Annotated in this window: 16 protein-coding genes and 4 pseudogenes; 12 read left to right on the top strand and 8 right to left on the bottom strand. The window is 59.3% G+C overall.

The genetic code is table 11. From position 1 onward, the window contains the following. The first annotated feature begins 14 nt into the window (after positions 1-14). From LRP59_RS09925 to LRP59_RS09905, 6 genes and pseudogenes are all read left to right on the top strand, one after another. Positions 15-1,508 (top strand): NADH-quinone oxidoreductase subunit M, encoded by a 1,494-nt coding sequence (locus LRP59_RS09925; protein ID WP_002514923.1) that lies wholly within the window; start codon positions 15-17, stop codon positions 1,506-1,508. Further along, entirely contained in the window at positions 1,505-3,121 is a 1,617-nt protein-coding gene (nuoN, locus tag LRP59_RS09920; protein ID WP_002514922.1) for an NADH-quinone oxidoreductase subunit NuoN, read from the top strand. Before LRP59_RS09925 ends, nuoN begins: the two co-directional genes overlap by 4 nt. Positions 3,122-3,129: 8 nt before the next feature. Then, a pseudogene (locus LRP59_RS12255) lies at positions 3,130-3,323 on the top strand (hypothetical protein). Further along, entirely contained in the window at positions 3,313-4,287 is a 975-nt protein-coding gene (locus LRP59_RS09915; protein WP_002514921.1) for a polyprenyl synthetase family protein, read from the top strand. Before LRP59_RS12255 ends, LRP59_RS09915 begins: the two are co-directional and overlap by 11 nt. Positions 4,288-4,317: 30 nt before the next feature. Beyond that, the gene (cobF, locus tag LRP59_RS09910; protein ID WP_002514920.1) at positions 4,318-5,100 is read left to right on the top strand and encodes a precorrin-6A synthase (deacetylating); all 783 of its coding nucleotides are present in this window, start codon (positions 4,318-4,320) and stop codon (positions 5,098-5,100) included. A 92-nt stretch (positions 5,101-5,192) separates the two neighbouring features. Then, the gene (locus tag LRP59_RS09905; protein ID WP_254943293.1) at positions 5,193-6,065 is read left to right on the top strand and encodes a CoA ester lyase; all 873 of its coding nucleotides are present in this window, start codon (positions 5,193-5,195) and stop codon (positions 6,063-6,065) included. 153 nt (positions 6,066-6,218) lie between these two features. Here LRP59_RS09905 and LRP59_RS09900 read toward each other — a convergent pair whose 3' ends face one another. The 3 genes and pseudogenes from LRP59_RS09900 to LRP59_RS09890 form a co-directional block, all read right to left on the bottom strand. After that, positions 6,219-6,524 carry a hypothetical protein gene (locus LRP59_RS09900; protein ID WP_002514918.1) on the bottom strand — a complete coding sequence of 102 codons (306 nt, stop codon included), beginning with the start codon at positions 6,522-6,524 and terminating at the stop codon, positions 6,219-6,221. After that, positions 6,521-7,471: pseudogene (locus LRP59_RS09895) on the bottom strand (ABC transporter permease); the annotation flags it as partial. The gene LRP59_RS09900 and the pseudogene LRP59_RS09895, both read right to left, overlap by 4 nt. 72 nt (positions 7,472-7,543) lie before the next feature. Further along, complete coding sequence (locus tag LRP59_RS09890; RefSeq protein ID WP_014604206.1) at positions 7,544-7,690, bottom strand: hypothetical protein; 147 nt, start codon at positions 7,688-7,690, stop codon at positions 7,544-7,546. Here LRP59_RS09890 and LRP59_RS09885 point away from each other — a divergent pair. From LRP59_RS09885 to LRP59_RS09860, 6 genes and pseudogenes are all read left to right on the top strand, one after another. Beyond that, positions 7,631-8,563, top strand: a complete 933-nt coding sequence (locus LRP59_RS09885; protein WP_002522014.1) for a hypothetical protein — start codon at positions 7,631-7,633, stop codon at positions 8,561-8,563. The two genes, LRP59_RS09890 and LRP59_RS09885, sit on opposite strands and share 60 nt — an antisense overlap. 1 nt (position 8,564) lies before the next feature. Then, positions 8,565-9,185 carry an ABC transporter ATP-binding protein gene (locus tag LRP59_RS09880; protein WP_002514915.1) on the top strand — a complete coding sequence of 207 codons (621 nt, stop codon included), beginning with the start codon at positions 8,565-8,567 and terminating at the stop codon, positions 9,183-9,185. Then, complete coding sequence (locus LRP59_RS09875; protein ID WP_002514914.1) at positions 9,182-10,408, top strand: hypothetical protein; 1,227 nt, start codon at positions 9,182-9,184, stop codon at positions 10,406-10,408. Before LRP59_RS09880 ends, LRP59_RS09875 begins: the two co-directional genes overlap by 4 nt. A 790-nt stretch (positions 10,409-11,198) precedes the next feature. After that, positions 11,199-11,654 carry a hypothetical protein gene (locus LRP59_RS09870; RefSeq protein ID WP_230617350.1) on the top strand — a complete coding sequence of 152 codons (456 nt, stop codon included), beginning with the start codon at positions 11,199-11,201 and terminating at the stop codon, positions 11,652-11,654. 22 nt (positions 11,655-11,676) lie between these two features. Continuing rightward, entirely contained in the window at positions 11,677-12,831 is a 1,155-nt protein-coding gene (locus tag LRP59_RS09865) for a hypothetical protein (RefSeq protein ID WP_252236857.1), read from the top strand. Positions 12,832-13,619: 788 nt separating this feature from the next. Further along, a pseudogene (locus tag LRP59_RS09860) lies at positions 13,620-13,832 on the top strand (ABC transporter permease); the annotation flags it as partial. Between the two features lie 57 nt (positions 13,833-13,889). On the opposite strand, the gene LRP59_RS09855 reads toward LRP59_RS09860, so the two are convergent. The 5 genes and pseudogenes from LRP59_RS09855 to LRP59_RS09835 form a co-directional block, all read right to left on the bottom strand. Then, on the bottom strand, positions 13,890-15,872 hold the full coding sequence (locus tag LRP59_RS09855) for a M13 family metallopeptidase (protein ID WP_002533345.1): 1,983 nt from the start codon (positions 15,870-15,872) through the stop codon (positions 13,890-13,892). Positions 15,873-15,946: 74 nt separating this feature from the next. Further along, positions 15,947-16,074 (bottom strand): annotated as a pseudogene (locus tag LRP59_RS09850) (toxin PIN). Between the two features lie 305 nt (positions 16,075-16,379). Next, positions 16,380-16,808: a hypothetical protein gene (locus tag LRP59_RS09845; protein ID WP_002533343.1), complete on the bottom strand. Its 429-nt coding sequence runs from the start codon at positions 16,806-16,808 to the stop codon at positions 16,380-16,382. 210 nt (positions 16,809-17,018) lie between these two features. Continuing rightward, on the bottom strand, positions 17,019-18,104 hold the full coding sequence (locus tag LRP59_RS09840; protein WP_002514909.1) for a 2-oxoacid:ferredoxin oxidoreductase subunit beta: 1,086 nt from the start codon (positions 18,102-18,104) through the stop codon (positions 17,019-17,021). Position 18,105: 1 nt separating this feature from the next. Then, positions 18,106-20,070 carry a 2-oxoacid:acceptor oxidoreductase subunit alpha gene (locus LRP59_RS09835; protein WP_002533342.1) on the bottom strand — a complete coding sequence of 655 codons (1,965 nt, stop codon included), beginning with the start codon at positions 20,068-20,070 and terminating at the stop codon, positions 18,106-18,108. Positions 20,071-20,097: the final 27 nt, after the last annotated feature.

The raw sequence follows: 20,097 nt of genomic DNA, 5'->3' as shown, positions 1-20,097 counted from the left end.
CTGGAGGAGCTGACATGTCTTTCCCGATCCTCACAGTGATCGCGCTGCTGCCGATCGTCGGCGGCGTTATCACCATGATGCTGCGCGGGGCTGCGGCCCGAGCCACCGGCATGGTGTTTTCTCTGGTCACTCTGGTACTGGGTGTCTACGTTTTCATCGTCGGCGTCAATGGCACCAACCTTTCGGAAACCCATCGCTGGATCCGCGCTGTTGGAGCCTGGTATGCGCTAGGTGGTGATGGCCTTTCCCTGACGATGGTCCTGCTGGTCGTCATCCTCGTGCCGGTGGTGCTACTCGCCGAGTGGCATGTGGGCGACGACGAGACGGTTCGCTGGTCAACTGGGACGTTTTTCGGCTTGGCCCTCATGCTTGAGGGACTGGCAATCTATTGCTTCGCTGCCACCGATGTCTTGCTGTTCTACCTCATGTTCGAGGCCACCCTCATCCCGATGTACTTCCTCATCGCAGGATGGGGCGGTCCACGACGAGGCCGAGCAGCGATGAAGTTCCTGCTGTACTCCTTGGCTGGTGGGCTGGTCATGCTATTCGCCGTCATCGGCGTCGGGGTGCACGGTGGATCCTTCCTTCTGAGCGACCTGGCAAAGGTGGACTTCTCGGGGGCGATTGGTAAGGAATTATTTGTCGGATTCTTCATCGCCTTCGCGATCAAGGCCCCGATGGTCCCGGTGCACACGTGGCTGCCTGATACCGCCGAACAGGCCACTGCGGGGGCGTCTTCCCTACTCGTCGGCCTGCTCGACAAGATCGGCACCTTTGGAATGCTGAGGCTGTGTCTGGGCCTGTTCCCCGCCGCCTCCGACTGGGCCACCCCCTTCGTCCTCACCCTGGCGATTATCTCGGTGCTGTGGGGTGCCATGATGGCCGCGACCTCGAGCGACCTCATGAGGTTCGTCTCCTACACTTCAGTAAGTCACTTCGGCTTTATGGTCATTGGCATTTTCGCCCTGACGACGACGTCGATCACAGGTTCGATCTTCTACATGTTCAACCACGGCTTTTCGACGGCAGCGTTGTTCCTCGTGCTTGGTTTCCTGGTGCGCCGGGGCGGGACGGCGAAGGTCGACGGCTACGGTGGCGTCCAGAAGGTCGCCCCGGTACTCGCCGGAACTTTCCTCTTCGCCGGGCTGGCGACCCTGTCGTTGCCGGGCACGGGAAACTTTGTGAGCGAGTTCATGGCCTTAGCTGGTGCTTGGTCCCGCCACCCAATCTATGTCGCCATTTCCACCATCGGCATGGTGCTGGCTGCGGTGTACGTTCTGGTGACGTACCGACGCACTATGACTGGCCCGGTGCAGGGTGTCTCTGAGCAGGTCAGTGACCTGAACGGGCGGGAGAAGTTGGTGCTTGCACCTCTCATCATTTTGCTGCTGGTGTTCGGGTTCGTCCCCAGGCCGATGCTGCACGCCATTGAACCAGTAGCCACGGCCACCATGACTCAGGTCCACGCCACCGATCCGGCACCCGTCGTCAAGGAGGGTCTCAAGTGAATCCCGCCCTGTTGATTACTGCGTCTGGGCTGCCAGCGCTCCTCGACGTCGCGGCTCCGCACCTCGAGTGGGGGCCGCTGGCGCCGGTGTTCGTCCTCATGGCAGGGGCGTGCGTGGCGGTGCTGGTGGAGGCCTTTGTTCCCCGATCGGGTCGTCGTCCGACCCAGATCATCGTGACGGTCGCCACTCTGGTTGTAGCCATCGCCTCGACGCTAACCACTATTGCCCGTGGCACCCGAATTGTTGCCGGGCAGGGAACTTTGGCCCTCGACGGACCGACCCTGGCTACGTGGGTCATTCTGCTAGCGACCGGTCTTGGGACCGTGGTGCTCTTCGCTGAGCGAGTCGGCACCACCCAGACGGCTTTTGTGGCGAGCGCGTCGTCGGTGCCTGGTTCCCCGCTGGAGGCAAAGGCCGAGCAGGAGCATCGCGAGCACACTGAGGTCTACCCGCTGCTGATGTTCGCGGCGTTGGGCATGATGTGTTTCGCCGCGGCTAATGACCTCATCATGATGTTCGTTGCCTTGGAGATCTTCTCTCTGCCGTTGTACCTGCTGTGTGGGATGTCGCGACGTCGTCGGCTGTTGTCTCAGGAAGCCGCGCTGAAGTACTTCTTGCTGGGTGCGCTGTCCTCGGCCTTGTTCCTTTATGGCATCGTGCTGCTGTATGGATGCGCCGGCAGTTTCAAGCTTGGCGATCTAGCTGCAGCGGGCGTCACTCAGGTCGGCTCGTCGAAACTCATCGTCGCGGGCATGATCCTGGTGGCCGTCGGGCTGTTGTTCAAGATAGGCGCGGTTCCGTTCGCCTCCTGGACCCCCGATGTCTACACTGGCGCTCCGACGCCGGTTAGCGGCTGGATGGCTGTCGCGACCAAACTCGTCGCCCTCGTCGGTCTGATGCGCGTCCTGTATGTCGGTCTGGGCGCGATGAGATGGGACTGGCAGATCGTGCTCGCCGTCGTGGCTGTGGCCTCGATGGGTGTGGGCGCCATCGTGGGCCTCGCGCAGACCGATATGAAGCGTCTGCTGGCCTACTCCGCTATCGCCCATGCTGGGTTCGTGCTGGTCGGTGTTGTCGGAGCCTGGACGACCCAGACCGGCATGGCCGAGGGCCAGACTGGTTCGGTGTCGTCGGTGCTGGTGTACATGACGGCCTATGGCTTGGCATCGATCGGCTTCTGGCTGCTCATCCTCATGGTGCGTCGCGCCGGTGGCGAATCCACTGAGATCGCCTCGTGGGCGGGTATTGGTCGTAGTCATCCGTGGATCGGTGTTCTGGTCGTCATCTTTGTGCTGAGTTTCGCCGGCATCCCGTTGACGGCAGGTTTCACCGGCAAACTGGTGGTCTTCCTGGCCGGCTGGCGTGGCGGATACGCCTGGCTGGTGTTGATTGGGGTGCTGTTCTCCCTGGTGGCAGCGGCCTTCTATCTGCGCATCATCGTCGTGGTGTTTTTCCGGTCTGCGAAGGAGGGCGACGACCCCGTGGAGGTTGCCGAGCCCTCCATCGCCGGATGGATCACCCTCATCGTGTGCGCGGTGTTCACCATTGTCATGGGTGTTGCCCCACAGCCGATTATTGACCTGTTCAACCAGGCAAGCACTTTCCTGCGCTGAGTTTGTTAATGGGGGCCGGGGTCGCATCTGGAAGTGATGCGACCCCGGCCTGGCTACATGTGTAGACCATGACAATGACACTCCAGCAAGACGCGAGCACCGTCAAGCCAGTAGAGTGAAAGATGGCCAGGTCACGTCGAGACGACGGCCGGACGAGTACCGGACGATCGCTTGGTTGGAAGAGGAGAACTGTGTCGTATAGCGCCAGCAGCGAGTTCACCGATCTGGTGAGCGCCAAACTTGCCCTCATCGAGGACGAGCTGGGTCGTCAGGCCGGCGCTGACACCCCCTTCGTGACTGAGGCGGCCAACCACATCATTTCTGCCGGTGGCAAGAGGTTCCGCCCGCTGCTGGTGGTGTTGTGCTCCCAGTTTGGTGACGCGGTGAACGACGCCGACCTGGTGCGTGCCGCTGTTGTCATGGAACTCACCCACGTTGCCTCGCTGTATCACGATGACGTTATGGACGAGGCGTCTAGGCGTCGCGGCGCCCCTTCAGCGAACCTGCGATGGGGCAACTCGGTGGCCATCATGGTGGGGGACTACCTGTTCTCGAGGGCTTCCCTGGCCGTAGCGGAACTGGGAGTCGACTTCGTTAAGTTGCAGGCCCGAACGTTCTCCCGCCTGGTACAGGGTCAGATTGCCGAGACCCGTGGTCCTTCGCAGGGGCAAGATCCGCTGGCCCATTACCTCAAGGTCGTTGCCGATAAGACGGGGTCACTCATTGCAGCCTCTGCTGTCTTTGGGGCGATGGTCTCCCATGCGTCCGCCGAGAACGTCGCCGCCTTAGAGCAGTTTGGTGAGGACATCGGGGAGGTATTTCAGCTTGCCGATGACCTCATTGACATCACGTCGACGATGACTGGCAAGACCCCAGGTACTGACCTGCGCGAGAAGGTTCCGACCTTGCCGACCCTTTTGCTGCGCGCTTCTGACGATCCGGCGGACGCCGAGCTCAAGGAGATGCTCGATGCTGATTTGTCCGATGACGCCGTGCTGTCTGATGTATTGGACAAGCTGCGCACCAACCACGTTATCGACGAGGCTCGTGTCGAGATTCAGCGCCGGGCGGACCGCGCCCGTACCCACTTAACTCCGCTGCCTGACGGGGATGCCAAGCAGGCTCTTGAGGCGCTGTGCGACGAGGTGGTTTCTCGCTCGTCCTGACGCCACGTTCGAAACTACTAAGGAGACATTGTGTCCCGTCGTCTTGACCTCATCGGCATCGGCCCCGGCAACCCGGATTGGCTGACCTTGGCGGCTGTCGACGCCATCCAGCACCTCGATGTCCTCTTTGTCGTCCTCAAGGAGCACGACGTCGATGACCTCGTCGAGTTCCGCCGTGAGGTGCTGCGTCGTCACCGCCCCGACGCCGACTCCGATGGTTTGCACGTCGTCGAGTTGCAGGATCCGCCCCGTCCATGGAAGACCGCCGAGAATTACAAGGCGGCCGTCGCCAAGTGGCGTCGCCAGCGACTCGATCAGTGGATCCATGCCGTTGCTGACAACCTTGCCGACGGTCAACGCGGCGGATTTCTGGTGTGGGGTGACCCGGGCCTGTTCGAGTCCACTCTGGCCATCGTCAAGAAACTCATCGCTGCCGTTGACGCTGACGGGGGTGTGCCGATTGAGCTCAACGTCATTCCTGGTATTTCGAGTTCGCTGTCCCTGGCGTCGCGTCACCAGATTCCGCTCAATCGGCAAGGCCGCGCGCTGCAGATCTCGCCTGCCCGGTTGCTGGCCAACGGGATGCCGGAGGGGGTTGACGATGTGATCGTCATGCTTGACGGGCGTCAGACTTTTAGCCTCATTGATCCCACGGGTATCGATATCTACTGGGCGGCCTACATCGGCACTCCCGACGAGATTCTCATCAGTGGGGACCTCGCTGAGGTTCGCGAGGAGATCCTGAGCGCCCGTGCCGACGCTGAGAAGCGTTTGGGGTGGGTGTTCGATACGTATCTGCTGCGTCGTCGCTGAAGTCCAGTCATTGTGACCGTGAGTACTCGGTCACAATGACTGGACTTCAGCCCGCTCTCGGCGCTGGATTCGGTTGCGGCACAATTGTAGGCATGGATTCTGCACTGCGCCCGCGTCGTTCTGTTCTGTTCATGCCCGGTGCTAATGCCAGGGCGCTGGAGAAGGCCCGCAGCATCGACTGCGATGGCATCATCATTGATCTTGAGGACGCGGTGGCCCCCGACCTTAAGGTTGAGGCCCGTGAACGTACAGCTGGCGTCGTGAGGGGGCATCCGTACGGCTACCGGGAGGTTGCCATCCGTGTCAACGGGATGGACACCCAGTGGTATCACGATGATCTTGTTGCCGCTGTTGCCGCTGGCCCAGACGCTATCGCTGTCCCTAAGGTCAGCTCTGCTGAGCAAGTGCGCGCTATTGTCGCTGACATGGAGGCCGCCGGGGCCGATAAGAGTGTCAAGTTATGGGCCATGATCGAGACCCCACGGGCGGTGCTGGATTGCCTTGACATCGCTGAGGCCTCCGACCGTCTGACGGTGCTCATCATGGGCACTAACGATCTGACTAAGGAGCTGCGTGCGTCTCACGTGGCTGGCCGCGCCCCGGTGGTGACGGCGCTGCAGATATGCATGCTGGCGGCTCGGGCAGCTGGTACTGCCATCCTGGATGGGGTCTACAACGACGTCCGCGATGTTGAGGGATTCACGGCCCAGTGCCGTGAGGCCCAGCTCATGGGATTCGACGGCAAGACGCTCATTCACCCCGGCCAGGTCGGCCCGGCCAACGAGGTCTTCGCACCCGACGCTGAACAGGTCGCGGAGGCCCGCGGCATCATCGACGCCTGGGAGAGCGGGAATGGCTCGGGTGTTGTTACCTACCATGGCCGCATGATCGAGAACCTTCACGTCGATACTGCCCGACGAGCCCTGGCGATGACAGAGGCGATCGAGGCACGCGGACAGGAGTGAGCGTGGGGTACCCGATGTGAGCCGTTCGCGCCGTGGGCAGCACAAAATGCCCATCCGAAGGCGAGGATGGCCCCAGGCGCGAATCCTATGAAAACGAGGTGTCTGGCTAACGGCTGCAAGCTGAGATCCCGCGGGTGTTGCCACACCGCACGATTATTGGATGAGTGATGCACGGTAGGCCTTGAGCCGAAAATAGATAGCTGAGACGAGGAGGGTGAATGCAAATATCGCGGCTGCGACGATGCCTAGCCGTGGCAGCGACGCGACACCCATCGTCGCGTCGATATTGCCTTGGGGGTTGGGTGCGGCTCGGAAATATACCGACCCGAAGAGACCAGTTCGGTAAGCCGACTCGTCGTGCACCGAAAACATCAGGATCAAGATGATTCCGGTGGCCAGTGTTAGTGTCGCAATAATCGCGATGATTAGGCTTGTCAGGTAGACTTTAGGGTCCTTCATCGGGCTGCCTTCCGTTGATCCGAAATGGTGACGATGCTGTAGGTGATGAGTAAGGCTGCGCAGGCGATACCAAGGCCGATAGATGCTGCGGCAGGAAGATGGAGGATTCCGCAGAATACGACGAGCGCCATTCCGATGGTCAGCACAATCGCGCAACCCAGCAGGATCGACAGGGGATTGTCGTCGCGAGCAGGGACAAAAATCCCGACACCAATGGTGATAAGGGCTGATCCGCATACTCCGGCGGTAGCGAGGATCGTGGAATGTGCTGGGTGATTGGTGAAGATGTCGGTCAACACTGCCACGACAAGCATCGGCGCGACGAGGACGTATTGTGCGGCGAGCATCCGAAGGTAGAAGCGCGATGCTGGTAGCCGCGGTTCAAAGATGCGGAAGCTCGGTGCGAGGGTGGCGTATTGAAAGAATCTGCCGATGGTCAGGGGTTCCACCCCCCATGCTGATGATGGGCCTGCGACACGGGTGGCCAAAAGCGCGACGAATCCCGCTGAGAGCAGAGCCGCCTGCAGGGTGTACCGGCTGCGGAAGAGAGCCCTGAACTGGGGCGCCGTATTGAAGAAGGACGCATTGAGGCCGACGACGGGAAGCATAACGAAGCGGTGCCGTATGTCTAACGGTGATGTCGGCAAGACCATGACCGGCAGGAGACTCACCACGATCAGAGCGAGGAAACAACCTGTGGTTGCTGGAGCGCCGTAATACAGATTGATGTCGTGGAAGACGAGGGGCCAGACGGTGAACGGTTCTGGGGAGGAGGTGATGGCAGCTAGCATGGTGGGCATCGACTGCCACAATGCGAGGACGATGAGGAAGAACACCACTGCAAGGATTGGTTGACGGGCGCGACGAAACGGGGTTCGGGCGAGCGCGAGGTCACAGCACCGGTGGGATAGTTCCAGGGTCGCATAGGTGGCGGTTGCTGGCATGACGTGATCTTCCCTGATACCGAATATCGTGTCGCGCGGTTTTGCCGTGGCCGCAGCTGACCGCAGGGTAACTCCTCAACGGGTCACAGTCTGCGGGGTGTCGATTTTTCTGTTGACCTCGGCACATCGGGACACAGCTGTCAGCCCAGTGTCAACGTCGGCATGACAAGCTCGTTCACCGGTGACGCTGTCGTGATCGTCGAGGTAAGCCGATTGTGTCATATTGTACGCAGTATGTCTTTTCAACGATTCTTGGCGGGGGTGGCAGCCATCTTGCTTCTCCTGCCTACTGCGTGCGCTGATGATGCGCAGGCGCCCGTTGTCGATAACCTCGGGACGGTCCTCAGCCCCTCCAACTCCCTCATTCGCGAGCCGGCGAATTCGTCAGTCAACGGGACGCTCAAGAGCACATATGAGTACCTCCGGCTCATCGACGGTCACGATCTACCCGACGACGATGGCTACGCTCATGATCATCTGGTCGCGGCTTTGCGCCCGTATTTGGTGAATGGTGGAGACAGTCGGCAGGCCCACGTCACCCAACTCATGGCGGCGTCATCCCTGAAAACCCTCAACGCGTTGTCCGACAAGGAGAGATCAGAGGTCGACAAACGTACCCGCCTGCCGAAGGGCTGCATCACGAGAAAGACGGTGATGACGGATCTGCCCATCGCGACGATGAGGCGGGAGATCGGCCTGTCCAACGACGGGTTGTGCCTCACACCGTGGAAGGTCAAGACGACTTCTTCCGAGGAGGCTCGGTGGGCGATGCAGGCGCTGGCCAGTGCCGACCTATTCAGCAATGCTAAGGACGCCGAGAAATGGGGGTGGGAGTCGATCTCGGACGGGTATTTGCGCCATCTCGAGACCTACAGTGGCCCGAGTACGACTATCGCGATGGCCTTGTCGGCGGCGAATACCGTCTCTACATTGTCTCGTTCCCAGTTGCAACGCATCGGCGACAGTCTCGCGGATGCGCCATGTCCGAGGAAGGACCTTGGTCCGGCGCTCATTCGCAATGGAAAGCCGGTCAAGGACAAGTGCAGTATCGAATCGGCGTACCTGTTGAGGTATTCCGGGAATTGGGCGTGGTGACATGACGGTTTCTTGGCAAGGTGTGACCAAGACATTCCCCTCGGGCGATTCCGCGCGTGGGGGGTGCACGATTCATTGCGCCGATGCGACTGTTGACGCAGGTCAGGCATGTCTCATCAAGGGAGCATCCGGTCAGGGTAAGTCGACCATGATGGCCATGATCGGTGGCCTGCTTCCAGTGACGAGCGGGCACATCACCATTGCTCATGGTCATGGCGACCGTGATCCTGAGCAGGCTCGCCGTGAGGGGCTGGTTGCCTACGCCTTCCAGTACCCATTCCTCACCCCGTACTTCACTGTCTGGGAGAACGCCGCTCTGTGCGCCGAAGCCGAGATCGCGTATCAGTTACTGGCCTCTTGCGGCATGGCTGACCTGGCCAATCAGCAGGCCAGCACGTTGTCCGGTGGGCAGCAGCAGCGGGTGGCCGTCGTCCGGGCTGTGGCGTCGCGGCCCGCAGTCTTGCTGGCAGATGAGCCGACGGCATCCCTTGACGACGACAATCGGTGGGCCGTGGAGAAACTGCTTCAGGACTACCTGGATGACGGAGGAACGATCATCATGGCATCGCACCAACCGATCGACCTTCCACATCTGAGCGTCACGGTGGAGGCGACACGATGAGCATGTCAGCATCGCGTCACGCCTGGGTCTCCTTGCGACGCTCCAGCTTGCCCCGACAGCGCTGGTTCATCATCGTCCTGGCCTTGCTGGGAGGATGCGCTCTAGCAATGAACACCATCGTCGCAGGCCATGTTCGTGACCAGATTGACGCCGCTGACGCGGGCAAGAGACTCAACTATGTTGTTGTTGACAGTACGGGGCGTGGGTCTAATGGCCCGATTAACGCGGCAGCTCGCCGGCAGATGATGGGCATGGACCATGTGGCGAAGGTCTACGAGTGGTCGCAGGCTGGACTGCTCTGCGACGACGACAATGGGCTTCCGCAGATCGTATGGGCCACGGCACAGATTCCCGATGTTCCTCCCGCCACGGTGGCCTTTGACGGCCCCACCAGGCCAGTGCGGCCAGGGGAAGTCATCGTGCCAGATGCGGTAAACGGTCATGATCTCAAAGCTTTGCTGGGGACGACGATCAATGTGTCGTACCAGCGCAAGACGAAGGCATCTGAAGCTGAGGCTGTCCCGACGAAGCTCAAGGTTGTTGGCCTTTACGACTCCAGCCGTCCGAACAATGACGGTCCCGATACGGTCTACGTTAATGTTGACGACGCCAAGAATTGGGAGGCTGCCAACGCAGGGATGTCCCCTCAAGCGTTTGATAAGCAGGGCGTGTCGAGGGCCTATGTCGAGGCTGATTCGCGCGCCCACGTCGCTGACGTCCATCGGCAGCTAAGCCAGGCAGGATTTTCCGCAACCAGCCAGGCTGATGTGGTCGGATACGCCGATCAGATGACCTCTGATGTCCAGCGGATGCAGACGATCCTCATCGTCGTCATCTGTGTGGCGGCATTGGTGCTTGGGGTCAGTGTTGGCTCGACGATCTCGCGTCAGCGGGGGTCTCAGATTGCAGTATTTAAGGCTTTCGGCCGCTCGGGGGAGTGGATTCTCGGTTGCCTTGAAACGGAGGCCTTTCTCATTGGTGTGGTGATGGCGCTGGGAATCGTTGTTGTTGGGCTGGTGCTGTGTGGTGTAGCGATTACGTTGACGGCCGCAGGTGTGCACCTGGGGCCGGTTGCGATGACCCTGGTGCCTTTGCTCGATGTGCTGGAGCAGGGAGCATGGTTCCCCTTGGTGCTTTTTGCCGCGGTCCCGTTGGGATGCCTGCCGCGCACCGTGGTCTCGGTGAGATCTCACGAGCCCTACGAGTTGTTGCGCGAGCAGTGACCATGACGATGAATGAGATGACACCCTGAATGGCGCCGATGAAGTTATCGGGGCCCACCTATAGGCTCGCGAGGTCGCGCCGTGAGTCCGTGCTCCGATCCGGGAGCGAAGGCTTGGAAGTTTCGTCAAGCTTTCCGTGCGGACTTCGTCGCTCATCTGCACCAATCGAGTTGGTTAGTGGACTCCCGCAAGTGTCGATGAAGTTGAAGGCCGGTTCCTTAATCCGCTGCTTGAAGGTTGGCGAGAAGTGCCGAGCTGCGTCCGTCTTTTTGTCGGCCCCACCTGCTGGAGATTCGACGAAGATGATGGCTCGTCATGCACGGGAGGAGAGTTGGAGTGCCGTCACCGACGGTTACTGGGCGGTGTGCTTATCGGAGAGGAACGGCCCAGTACTGGCCACAAAGCATAGATTGACGACAACTCATAGCGGGGGAATTTTCTATTGTCAAGCGACTCTTGACAGCGAAAGGGCTTCAGCGAGTAAGCAGTCTGATCGCCATCTCGATGACAGACTTCAGTAGTGAGGAAGCCAGAGGATCTTGGATATCTGGTCCAGCAGACGTGGAGGTGTGCATCTAAGAGCTCACTTCTCTCCTCGTTTCTCATCGTGGTGAGACACTAATGCGTAGCCGGGATCCTGCTACATCATTGATTCTGAGGCGCAATTCAAGGCGTGACTGGTCTGAAGTGGTTCTCTGAGAAGTGTCCTAGGAGTGACCCTCTGGGCAGTTAATCTATAAACATCTTGACCAAGGCTGTGTCAAGTATGTACAACGATTGGAGAATCATCATGAGTGCAACTACCGGGAAGCTTGCTGCAGCTGTCGTGGCTGGGGTTTGTCTCGTTGGGTCGGTGACGGCAGCACCAGCGAATGCCTACAGTGACTCGCAATCGACGAAGTTTGATAACGGAGCGCGCCTTACGGCAAATATTTGGGCCTCTAATCTCGGAGGATGGAAGGGTTGTCATGACTTCAAGTCGAGTGCGGTTAGCACAATGAAACCAAAATGGATTGAGGATGACTTTAATGCACATGCGACGGGAATCAATGTAAGCTTGAAGGGCGCGGGCGCTAGCTTTAATGGTGCTGATGCTAGTGCAAAGATCAAGAATAACAGGGGGCAAAAGGGTGCATATATTTCAGGCAGAGTATGCGCCGGAATTACTGCTATTTCTATCCGCTTTACGTCAACAGCAAAGGCATTTGCGTACGGTAACATCCGCACTGTTAATGCCAGTGTGTGAGCATCGCCTAGAATTCTGATTAATGAGTCTAATAGACAGTCTCGTTAGGGCTGTGGCGGTCGGAGTAATAATCGTTATTTTATCCGCCACGGCTGGCTGTTCTCGTACATCCGGAGCGCCGGATAACGGTGGTCTGGTGGTGGATCAGGATGAGCTCTCGCAGATTGAGAGTTCAAGAAATAATTTGCTTTATGAACCAATCTTAGCTGGATCGGCGTCAGATGAGACCGCGATTGATACATATTATATTCGCGATGCAATGATGAAGATGGGTAGGGCTGATGCCTTGCCAAAGCTTGACGTGAAGAAACTTCAGGTTCTTGTGAAAGATAAATCACTTTTCGACAAGATTGATGCTAGTCGAGCCGCTAGAGAGCTGTATTTTGACCGAACTGATATACGAGAACTTAAGTTGATTCCAACCGCTGCCGACCGCCTTGGTGCCGGGCTAAACATGCTTGAAGCTGTAGAACGTTCAGATTCAAATTCTCCTTTGGTTGGTGAGGTCAAATCTCTTCTTGAGGATCGTGATTTTGCCGAGGCGAGATGCTCGAGCCGCTATTTGGATTGGAGATCACGTAGCCTTGGCATAAAGGGATCGTGTGGGAGCACGCCTCTCGTCTCCGAGGGGAGAGGGCCTGAAACTCTGCTTGATATCCTCGGGCTAGTTTCTGACGGTGAGCACCTTTCAAATAAGGAACAGGAAACTGTCGATAATTATTGCAACTTGCTTCGGAGAGATAGCAAGGATTCTGATTCTATGACCTTGGCTGCTCTTGCTTCGATTGGAAAGCATTCTCGTGGTGTTATGCGATGTGGAGATGAAGTAACTGCGGAAGCTTTGACGCGTTTGAGCTCTAGTGATGGGCTTGCTTCGCCTCCGAAGGCGATATTTGGGAACGTATACACAACGTATGAATTCGTGCGACTTGTTGACGGGTATAAATTTCCGAGCGGAGCGGCAACAGACGGCCTTTTGAAAGGATTGAGGTCTGTAAAGGGCTCTAACTCTGATGAAGGGTCCAGCGGTGATATCACCGACTTAATGGCGGCGTCGTCCTTGAAAACTATAGGAGACGACGTTGGTGGCGGTGACGACCTTGAGGTGAAGACAAGGCTTCCTGAGGGATGCATTACTCGAAGCAATGATCTCGGTTGCTTCCCGCGGCAATCGTAAGGCGGCAATTGGGGTTTAAGAATAAGGGTTTATGCCTGCGGGCGTGGCGTTTGAATAATGTAGACTATACGAAACCATCGGATGATGCGTATTGGGCTATGGTTGCCTACGCACATAGTGACTTGTTCGGCGATAAGGGAGAGATAGATAGGTCGATGTGGTGGCGCGTTTCTGATGGGTATTTGTCCCACTTTGATCGTTATTCGGGTCCTTCTAGTGTTATAGCTGTTGCGTTGCAATCAGCTAATGTCTTCTCGAAACTGCCTGACTCGAAAAGGAAAGGCGTCGCGGAGATTCTTAATGGAACCAAATGCCCTCGCCGGTATCTAGCGACGAGCCTCGTGAAGAATGGAGAGGGCGTGGAGGGGGTGTGCAGTATTGAGGCTGCATCGGAACTCAGGAATGCTGGGTATTGGAGCTGGTAGGTGGCCTTTCATCCATGAATCTTCCAAGAGAAACGCAACGTTTTGCGGTGCGTTGATTCGGATCGAGCGGTGTGTCTTGGTGGCATCAGTTGTGGTGATGCTGGATATCAGCGATGGGATCGCTCTTTACAAGATGTTCATGCGGCCACTGGTCTTGGCATTTGATGATCATGAATGATCTATATTGTATAGGATGGGTGACATTCAGTTTTCAGAGTGGAGATAAGGATTTTCCTGAATACGTGAATGAGGATTGTGGCTGGCGGAGCTCTTTGCGCCGATTCTAGCCCAGATCACGTCGTGTATCGAGGATGCAGGTTTGCTTGGCCATGTGAGTACATGTTCGAATCATAAACTTTCTGAGTTGTTCGACTGGTGCTGTGTGGTGTAGCGATGGCGTTGACGGCTGCTGGGGTGAGTCCGGTGGCGATGTCCCCGGTGCCGCTGGCCGATGTGCTGGAACAAGGGGCATGGTTCCCTCTGCTCCTTCTTGCTGCCGTGCCGCTGGGGTGCTTGCCGCGCACTATTGCTTCGGTGAAGTCTCACAAGCCTTACGAGTTGCTGCGCGAACAATGACTCTGACGATGCGACCTGAGCATGAGAAATGCCCCCGGGTTAGCGGGGGCACCAGCATCACCAGATGGTGACTCGCTTCTCGGGGGCCAGCCACATCGGGTCGTTTTCGGTGACATCGAAGGCGTCATAGAAGGCGTCGATGTTGCGAACGATCTGGTTACTGCGGAACTCGGTGGGTGAGTGCGGGTCCGTGGCAATCTGTGTGCGCAGGGACTCGTCGCGCTGCTTTTCCCGCCAGATCCGGGCGTAAGACAGGAAGAACCGCTGCTGCCACGGCAGGCCGTCAATCGGTCCGGGTTCGGCTCCCGCAAAAGATATTTGCAGGGCTTTGAAGGCGATTCCCGCTCCGCCGAGGTCGCCGATGTTCTCGCCTATCGTCAGCGATCCGTTGACGTGCGGGCCGTCCGGCTGTAGTTGCAGCGGCACAAGGGCGTCGTACTGGCTGATGAGACCCTTGGTGCGTTCCTCGAAGGCGGTGCGATCCTCAGCGGTCCACCAGTCACGCAGTCTGCCTGCACCGTCGCAGGTCGAGCCCTGGTCGTCGAAACCGTGACCGATCTCGTGACCGATGACGGCACCGATCCCGCCGTAGTTGGCGGCGTCGTCGGCCTGGACGTCGAAGAATGGCGGTTGCAGGATCGCGGCGGGGAAGACGATCTCGTTGCGCAATGGGTGGTAGTAGGCATTGACCGTTTGCGGGAACATGAGCCACTCGTCGGGATCCATGGGGCCCGAGAGTTTCTCAATGGTTCGGTCGAGGTGGAATGAGTTGCAGGCTAGAACGGCGTCGATCAGGCTTCCGTCAGGTAGCCGGAGTCCCGAGAAGTCGCGCCAACGTTCCGGGTAGCCGATCTTGGGGCGGAAGGCCGAGAGCTTGTGTAGGGCTTCAGCTCGGGTCGACTCGCTCATCCATGTCAGCGTCGAGATGGACTGACGGTATGCCGCCAGCAGGTTGGCAACGAGGTCGTCCATCCGCTCTTTGGCTGCCGGAGGGAAGTGCCTGGCGATATAAAGCTTGCCGACGGCCTCACCCAGGGTCGACTCGACGAAGGAGACGCCGCGCTTCCATCGAACTTTGAGCGCAGGGGTGCCGTTGAGGACACGACCGTAAAAGTCGAAGTTCTCATCGACGAAGGCTGAGCTGAGATAGGGGGCCAGGGAAGATATGGCGTGCCAGCGTGCCCACGACTTCCACGGGTCAAGGCGTTCGTCGACGAGCATTCCCTCGACCCCATCGAAGAAGGATGGCTGGTTGTCGATGACGGTGGCCAGGACCTCGACGGGGATGCGAGCACCCTCACGCCACAAATCGAGGTGGAGACCTGGATGGGTGCTCGACAGCTCGCTAAAGGTCTTGGGGTTAAAGGCTGCCTTCATATCTCGGCAGCGGACCTGATCCCAGTGGTGGGACGCGATTTCGGTTTCTAGATCCATGACGGCCTGAGCCTGGTCGGCGGCGTTGTCCAGCCCGGCCAGGGTGAGCATCCGGGTGACGTGGCTCACATAGGTCTCGCGGACCTCAGCCTTGTCGTCGTCACGGTAATAGGCCTCGTCGGGCAGGCCCAGTCCAGCCTGACCCATCCACGGTACGTAACGAGTGGGATCGGCGGGGTCCGACTCCTCGGCAAGGTAGAACAGAGCGCCGAGGGATTTGCGGTAGTGCCGGCCCAACAATGTCATGAACTCAGATGTCGTTGTCACGCGATCGATGCGTGCCAAGATCGGCGTCAAGGGGGTCGTGCCGACAGCTTCGACGGCGGCAGAGTCCATGAATCGGCGGTACAGCTCGGCCATAAGATCGACTTCGTGGTCAGTTGACGCGCTGGCCGCTTGCCGCAACTCGTGGGCGTCGCCGGAGGTCAGTTCCTCAAGGATGTCGTGAACGGCGGCCTCGGAGTTGTCACGCAATACCCGGAATGATCCGGTGCTCGCCTGATCGTCGGGGATGGTCGTTGTTGACAGCCACGACCCGTTGACGTGGCGGAAGAGGTCATCGGCTGGGCGGACGTCGGAGTCCCGGTCCTGGAAGGATGCGGTCATAGGTCCACCCTATCCGGCGCGCTAGCCATGTATTTCCGCCTATCACAGCTTCGGCCACTACTCGGCCTTCCGCTTCAGGAAGGTGCGACGACCGTCAGGCCGCAGTCGCGTGCCGCTGATTGCAACCGCTGGTCGTAGATGGCTAGTGCATTGGCTTGGAGGTCGATGGCAGTGGCCGAGGTGTCGAGTACCAGCGAGTCATCGTTTGCCGCGCAGGTCGTTGAGGACAGTTTCGCTGTCGATCGCAGTTTCGCTGTCGATCGCAGTTGTGATGAGATCGCTGGTGTCGAAAATTGCCTCTTGGCTGGCGGGCTTGGTTGCGGCGATCGCCTGCGTAGGGCGTCAGCTGGGCGACGGAAGCCCTCGACGCGCGACGATCAGGACTTCCCCAGCCTTAACGTGGCGCAGAATCTTGCCGCTTACGCATCTCACGCTGGCTGATGCTCCGCATGGTTCCAGCGTAGTAACTGTGTAGCAAGTTGAGCAGGGTTCGGGATGGGAAAATGCTCAGAACTCGAAAAAGAATAATGCCTCTATAAATAAGCTCGTGGTAAACCAGAAAGCCGTAGACAAAAACAGCATTACACTCGCCATGATACTCATCTTAGAAATGATCCATCGAGTATCATGGATATTATTTGCTCGCACACCCCCGAGCGCCCATCCAGCACAAGGAAACACCACCAAAGGAAGAAGGTACAAGATAAATGCCTTAGCGCTGTATGCGGCACGAGATGGCACATGGAGGCTATCTTGACTCGCAATTAGCGTATAAAAAGTGGCTGCCGTCATAATTCCGATTGTAGTCATCATCGCGGCACCGATCACCTTAATCCCATGCTCTATTTTTGCTGGATCTCCACGGGAGGCAAATGACCGTTCCCATGCCCCAGTGATCCATCCAAGAACAGGCAATATCAAGGCGACGAGATCCATCTTCGCTCGCCTTGAAAGGTCATTCGCAAACAATCCAGGAATCAAAAGCACAAGCACCCAGGCAACCCCGTTGATGGTGCCGATGATGAGACCATTAACGGGTGCGCGACGGTATTGCTCCTCGAGCGTGTTTTTGTGGGTGCTCGTCGTAGTGCCTTAGTGGTGGTGTGGGGGTCGTAGGCGTCTCCGATGCCGTCGTGGTTGGTGTCGTCAGCCTTGAACCTGCCAGGTGTCGCTGCCGAGTAGCAGCTGTTGCAGCGCGGCGTTACGGGAGCCAGGGTCGGTCGCATCCCCGGAAGCCAGCTTCACTTGGGCGCGAGCCTGATCGTCATAGGTGGGGCGGTCCACGTCGTAGAAGACCCCGACTGGGGTCTGGGTGACGACGATGCCGTCGTCCAAGTGCGCCAACTCGAAGGCCAGCGACGGGTCGGCGCGATGGGAGTCGTGAACGAGCACGTGGTCCATGCCCACCTCGGCGACGTCAGCCACCGTTAACTGGCCGCTTACGGGGTCGCGCACCACGCCGCGGGAACCGTCAGCTCCGACGAGCACCGGCTCCCCGTCAACCAGTCGGATGAGGTGCTGGGCGGCCTCGGGCCCCTTGTAGTCATCGAACGCCCCGTCATTGAAGATCGGGCAGTTCTGATACATCTCGACAAACGAGGTGCCCCGATGCTTGGCGGCGGCGGCGAGCACCTGGGCGAGATGCTTCCGATCAGAGTCGACGGCACGAGCTACGAAGGAGCAGCCCGCCCCCAACGCCACTGCCAACGGGTTGAACGGTGCGTCGATCGACCCCATCGGGGAGGACTTCGTAACCTTGCCAGCCTCCGAGGTAGGGGAGTACTGACCCTTCGTCAGACCGTAAATCCGGTTGTTAAACATGAGAATCGTCAGGTTGACGTTGCGCCGCATGGCGTGGATGAGGTGATTACCCCCAATCGACAGCGCGTCGCCGTCCCCAGTGATGACGAACACGGCCAGGTCGGGACGCGACACCGCCACACCCGTCGCAATAGCCGGGGCACGGCCATGGATCGAGTGCATACCATAAGTATTTATGTAATACGGGAAGCGGGAGGAACAGCCGATTCCCGAGATAACGACGGCGTTCTCTTTGGCGATACCCAGGTCGGGCAGCACACCCTGGAAGGTAGACAAGATCGCGTAATCGCCACATCCGGGGCACCAACGCACCTCTTGGTCAGAGGCGAAGTCCCGACGCTTGAGCGGCTCGATCGCCAACGGCACACTCGCCAGGCCGGCGGGACGATCCTCGGTGGTGATGTCAGTCATCTCAGGCCTCCCTCATATCGTCGCTACCCTTGCCACCACAGTGGCGACACAACTCATCGCACAGGTCCACCGGCGGGATTGGTAGGCCGCGCACCCGCGAGATCGTCTTGACGTCGATGAGGTACTTCGAGCGCAACAGCATCGCAAATTGGCCGGTGTTCATTTCGGGGACGACGACCTGCCGGTATCGACGCAACACGTCACCCAGATCCTCCGGCAGCGGGTTGAGGTGGCGCACGTGGGCCTGGGCGATGGACAGGCCGCGAGCACGTACTCGGCGTACGGCGGCGGTGATCGGGCCGTACGCGGAACCCCATCCGAGCACGAGCACGTCGGCGTCACCGGAAGGATCGTCGACGGCAGTCGGAGGAATGGTCTTTGCGATGCCCTTCACCTTGGCAGCGCGGGTGGCCACCATCTCCTCGTGATTGGTCGGGTCATAGGAGATAGCGCCGGTGTGGGCTGACTTCTCCAGACCACCGACGCGGTGCTCCAGACCTTTGGTGCCGGGCAGCGCCCACGGACGCGCCAGGGTTTGCGGGTCACGGCGGTAAGGCATAAACCGCGGCGAGCCGTCGGCAGCGGTGGTGTTCGGCTCGGTCGCGAAACGGGGGTCAATGCGCGGGATCTCAGCCAGATCGGGCACCTTCCACGGCTCCGCACCGTTGCCAAGATAGCCGTCAGAAAGCATGATCACGGGGGTGCGATAGGTCACCGCGATACGGCAGGCCTCCAGCGCAGTGTCGAAGCAATCCGACGGGGACTTCGCTGCGAGCACCGGGACGGGAGATTCGCCATTGCGTCCAAACATTGCCTGTAGCAGGTCGGCCTGCTCAGGTTTGGTCGGCATACCGGTGGAAGGTCCGGCGCGCTGCACGTCGACGACGACCAGCGGCAGCTCCGTCATGACGGCCAAGCCGATGGCCTCGGACTTGAGGCTCATGCCGGGGCCCGACGTCGTTGTCACGCCCAGCGAACCGGAAAAGGAAGCGCCGATGGCAGAACTGACCCCAGCGATCTCGTCCTCGGCCTGGAAGGTGACGACGTTGTGGGCCTTGCGCTTAGACAGCTCGTGGAGGATGTCGGAGGCCGGCGTGATGGGGTAGGAGCCTAAGAACAGCTGCAGCCCGGCCCGGTTGGCACCCGTGATGAGACCGTACGCGGTGGCGATATTGCCGGTGACCTGACGGTAGGTGCCTTCGGGCATCGGGGCCGGGGCCACCTCGTAGCGCACCCGGAATAGTTCGCACGTCTCGCCGTAGGCATGCCCGGCCTTGAGCGCGGCAAAGTTGGTGTCCCGAATGTCCGGCCTGGAGGCGAACTTGCTAGCTAGGAACTTCTCCGAGGGGCCGAGCGGACGTCCGTATAGCCAGGTCAGCAGTCCGAGGGCGAACATGTTTTTGGCGCGCTCGGAATTCTTGCGGCCAAGGTTGAAAGGTTCGACGGCGGCTACGGCCAGCCCGGTGAGGTCGAGTTCGACGACCTGGTAGGACTCCAGCGTGCCGTCATTGCGCGGATCCTCGGTGTATCCGGCCTTTTTGAGATTTTTCGCGGTGAACTCGGCGGAGTCGAGGATGATGAGACCGCCGCGGCGGATGTCGCCGAGGTTCGCGGCCAAGGCGGCGGGGTTCATGACGACCAAGACGTCAGGTTGGTCACCCGGGGTGGCGATGTCGTAATTGGCGAAGTGCACCTGGAAACTTGAGACGCCGGGGATCGTGCCCTGGGGGGCGCGGATCTCGGCAGGGAAGTTCGGCAAAGTCGAAATGTCATTGCCATGGATGGCGGACTCGGCGGTGAAGCGGTCGCCGGTCAACTGCATGCCGTCGCCGGAATCGCCGGCGAATCGAATGACTACTCGGTCGAGGGACTGGACCTCTCGCTCGTCAGTGGTGTGATGTGCCGTGTCGGTGGAAGGCACTCTGACCTCTTTTCTCGTCGCGGGATTCCGTTGTTGACGTGTCATGTGGGTGGCGGACGACCGCACCGACGA

This window comes from Cutibacterium sp. 37298, from assembly GCF_023838685.1.
GTDB lineage: Bacteria > Actinomycetota > Actinomycetes > Propionibacteriales > Propionibacteriaceae > Cutibacterium > Cutibacterium acnes.
This window is presented reverse-complemented; position numbering and strand designations above follow the sequence as displayed.

Excerpts from the sequence above, each read along its gene's own strand:
- LRP59_RS09880 (WP_002514915.1), top strand. The coding sequence starts at position 8,565 with ATGACGGTTTCTTGGCAAGGTGTGACCAAGACATTCCCCTCGGGCGAT.
- LRP59_RS09840 (WP_002514909.1), bottom strand. The coding sequence starts at position 18,104 with ATGACTGACATCACCACCGAGGATCGTCCCGCCGGCCTGGCGAGTGTG.
- LRP59_RS09885 (WP_002522014.1), top strand. The coding sequence starts at position 7,631 with ATGACAAGCTCGTTCACCGGTGACGCTGTCGTGATCGTCGAGGTAAGC.
- LRP59_RS09890 (WP_014604206.1), bottom strand. The coding sequence starts at position 7,690 with ATGACACAATCGGCTTACCTCGACGATCACGACAGCGTCACCGGTGAA.
- LRP59_RS09865 (WP_252236857.1), top strand. The coding sequence starts at position 11,677 with ATGAGTCTAATAGACAGTCTCGTTAGGGCTGTGGCGGTCGGAGTAATA.
- LRP59_RS09905 (WP_254943293.1), top strand. The coding sequence starts at position 5,193 with ATGGATTCTGCACTGCGCCCGCGTCGTTCTGTTCTGTTCATGCCCGGT.
- LRP59_RS09870 (WP_230617350.1), top strand. The coding sequence starts at position 11,199 with ATGAGTGCAACTACCGGGAAGCTTGCTGCAGCTGTCGTGGCTGGGGTT.
- LRP59_RS09925 (WP_002514923.1), top strand. The coding sequence starts at position 15 with ATGTCTTTCCCGATCCTCACAGTGATCGCGCTGCTGCCGATCGTCGGC.
- LRP59_RS09875 (WP_002514914.1), top strand. The coding sequence starts at position 9,182 with ATGAGCATGTCAGCATCGCGTCACGCCTGGGTCTCCTTGCGACGCTCC.
- LRP59_RS09835 (WP_002533342.1), bottom strand. The coding sequence starts at position 20,070 with ATGACACGTCAACAACGGAATCCCGCGACGAGAAAAGAGGTCAGAGTG.
- LRP59_RS09845 (WP_002533343.1), bottom strand. The coding sequence starts at position 16,808 with ATGGATCTCGTCGCCTTGATATTGCCTGTTCTTGGATGGATCACTGGG.
- LRP59_RS09855 (WP_002533345.1), bottom strand. The coding sequence starts at position 15,872 with ATGACCGCATCCTTCCAGGACCGGGACTCCGACGTCCGCCCAGCCGAT.
- LRP59_RS09900 (WP_002514918.1), bottom strand. The coding sequence starts at position 6,524 with ATGAAGGACCCTAAAGTCTACCTGACAAGCCTAATCATCGCGATTATT.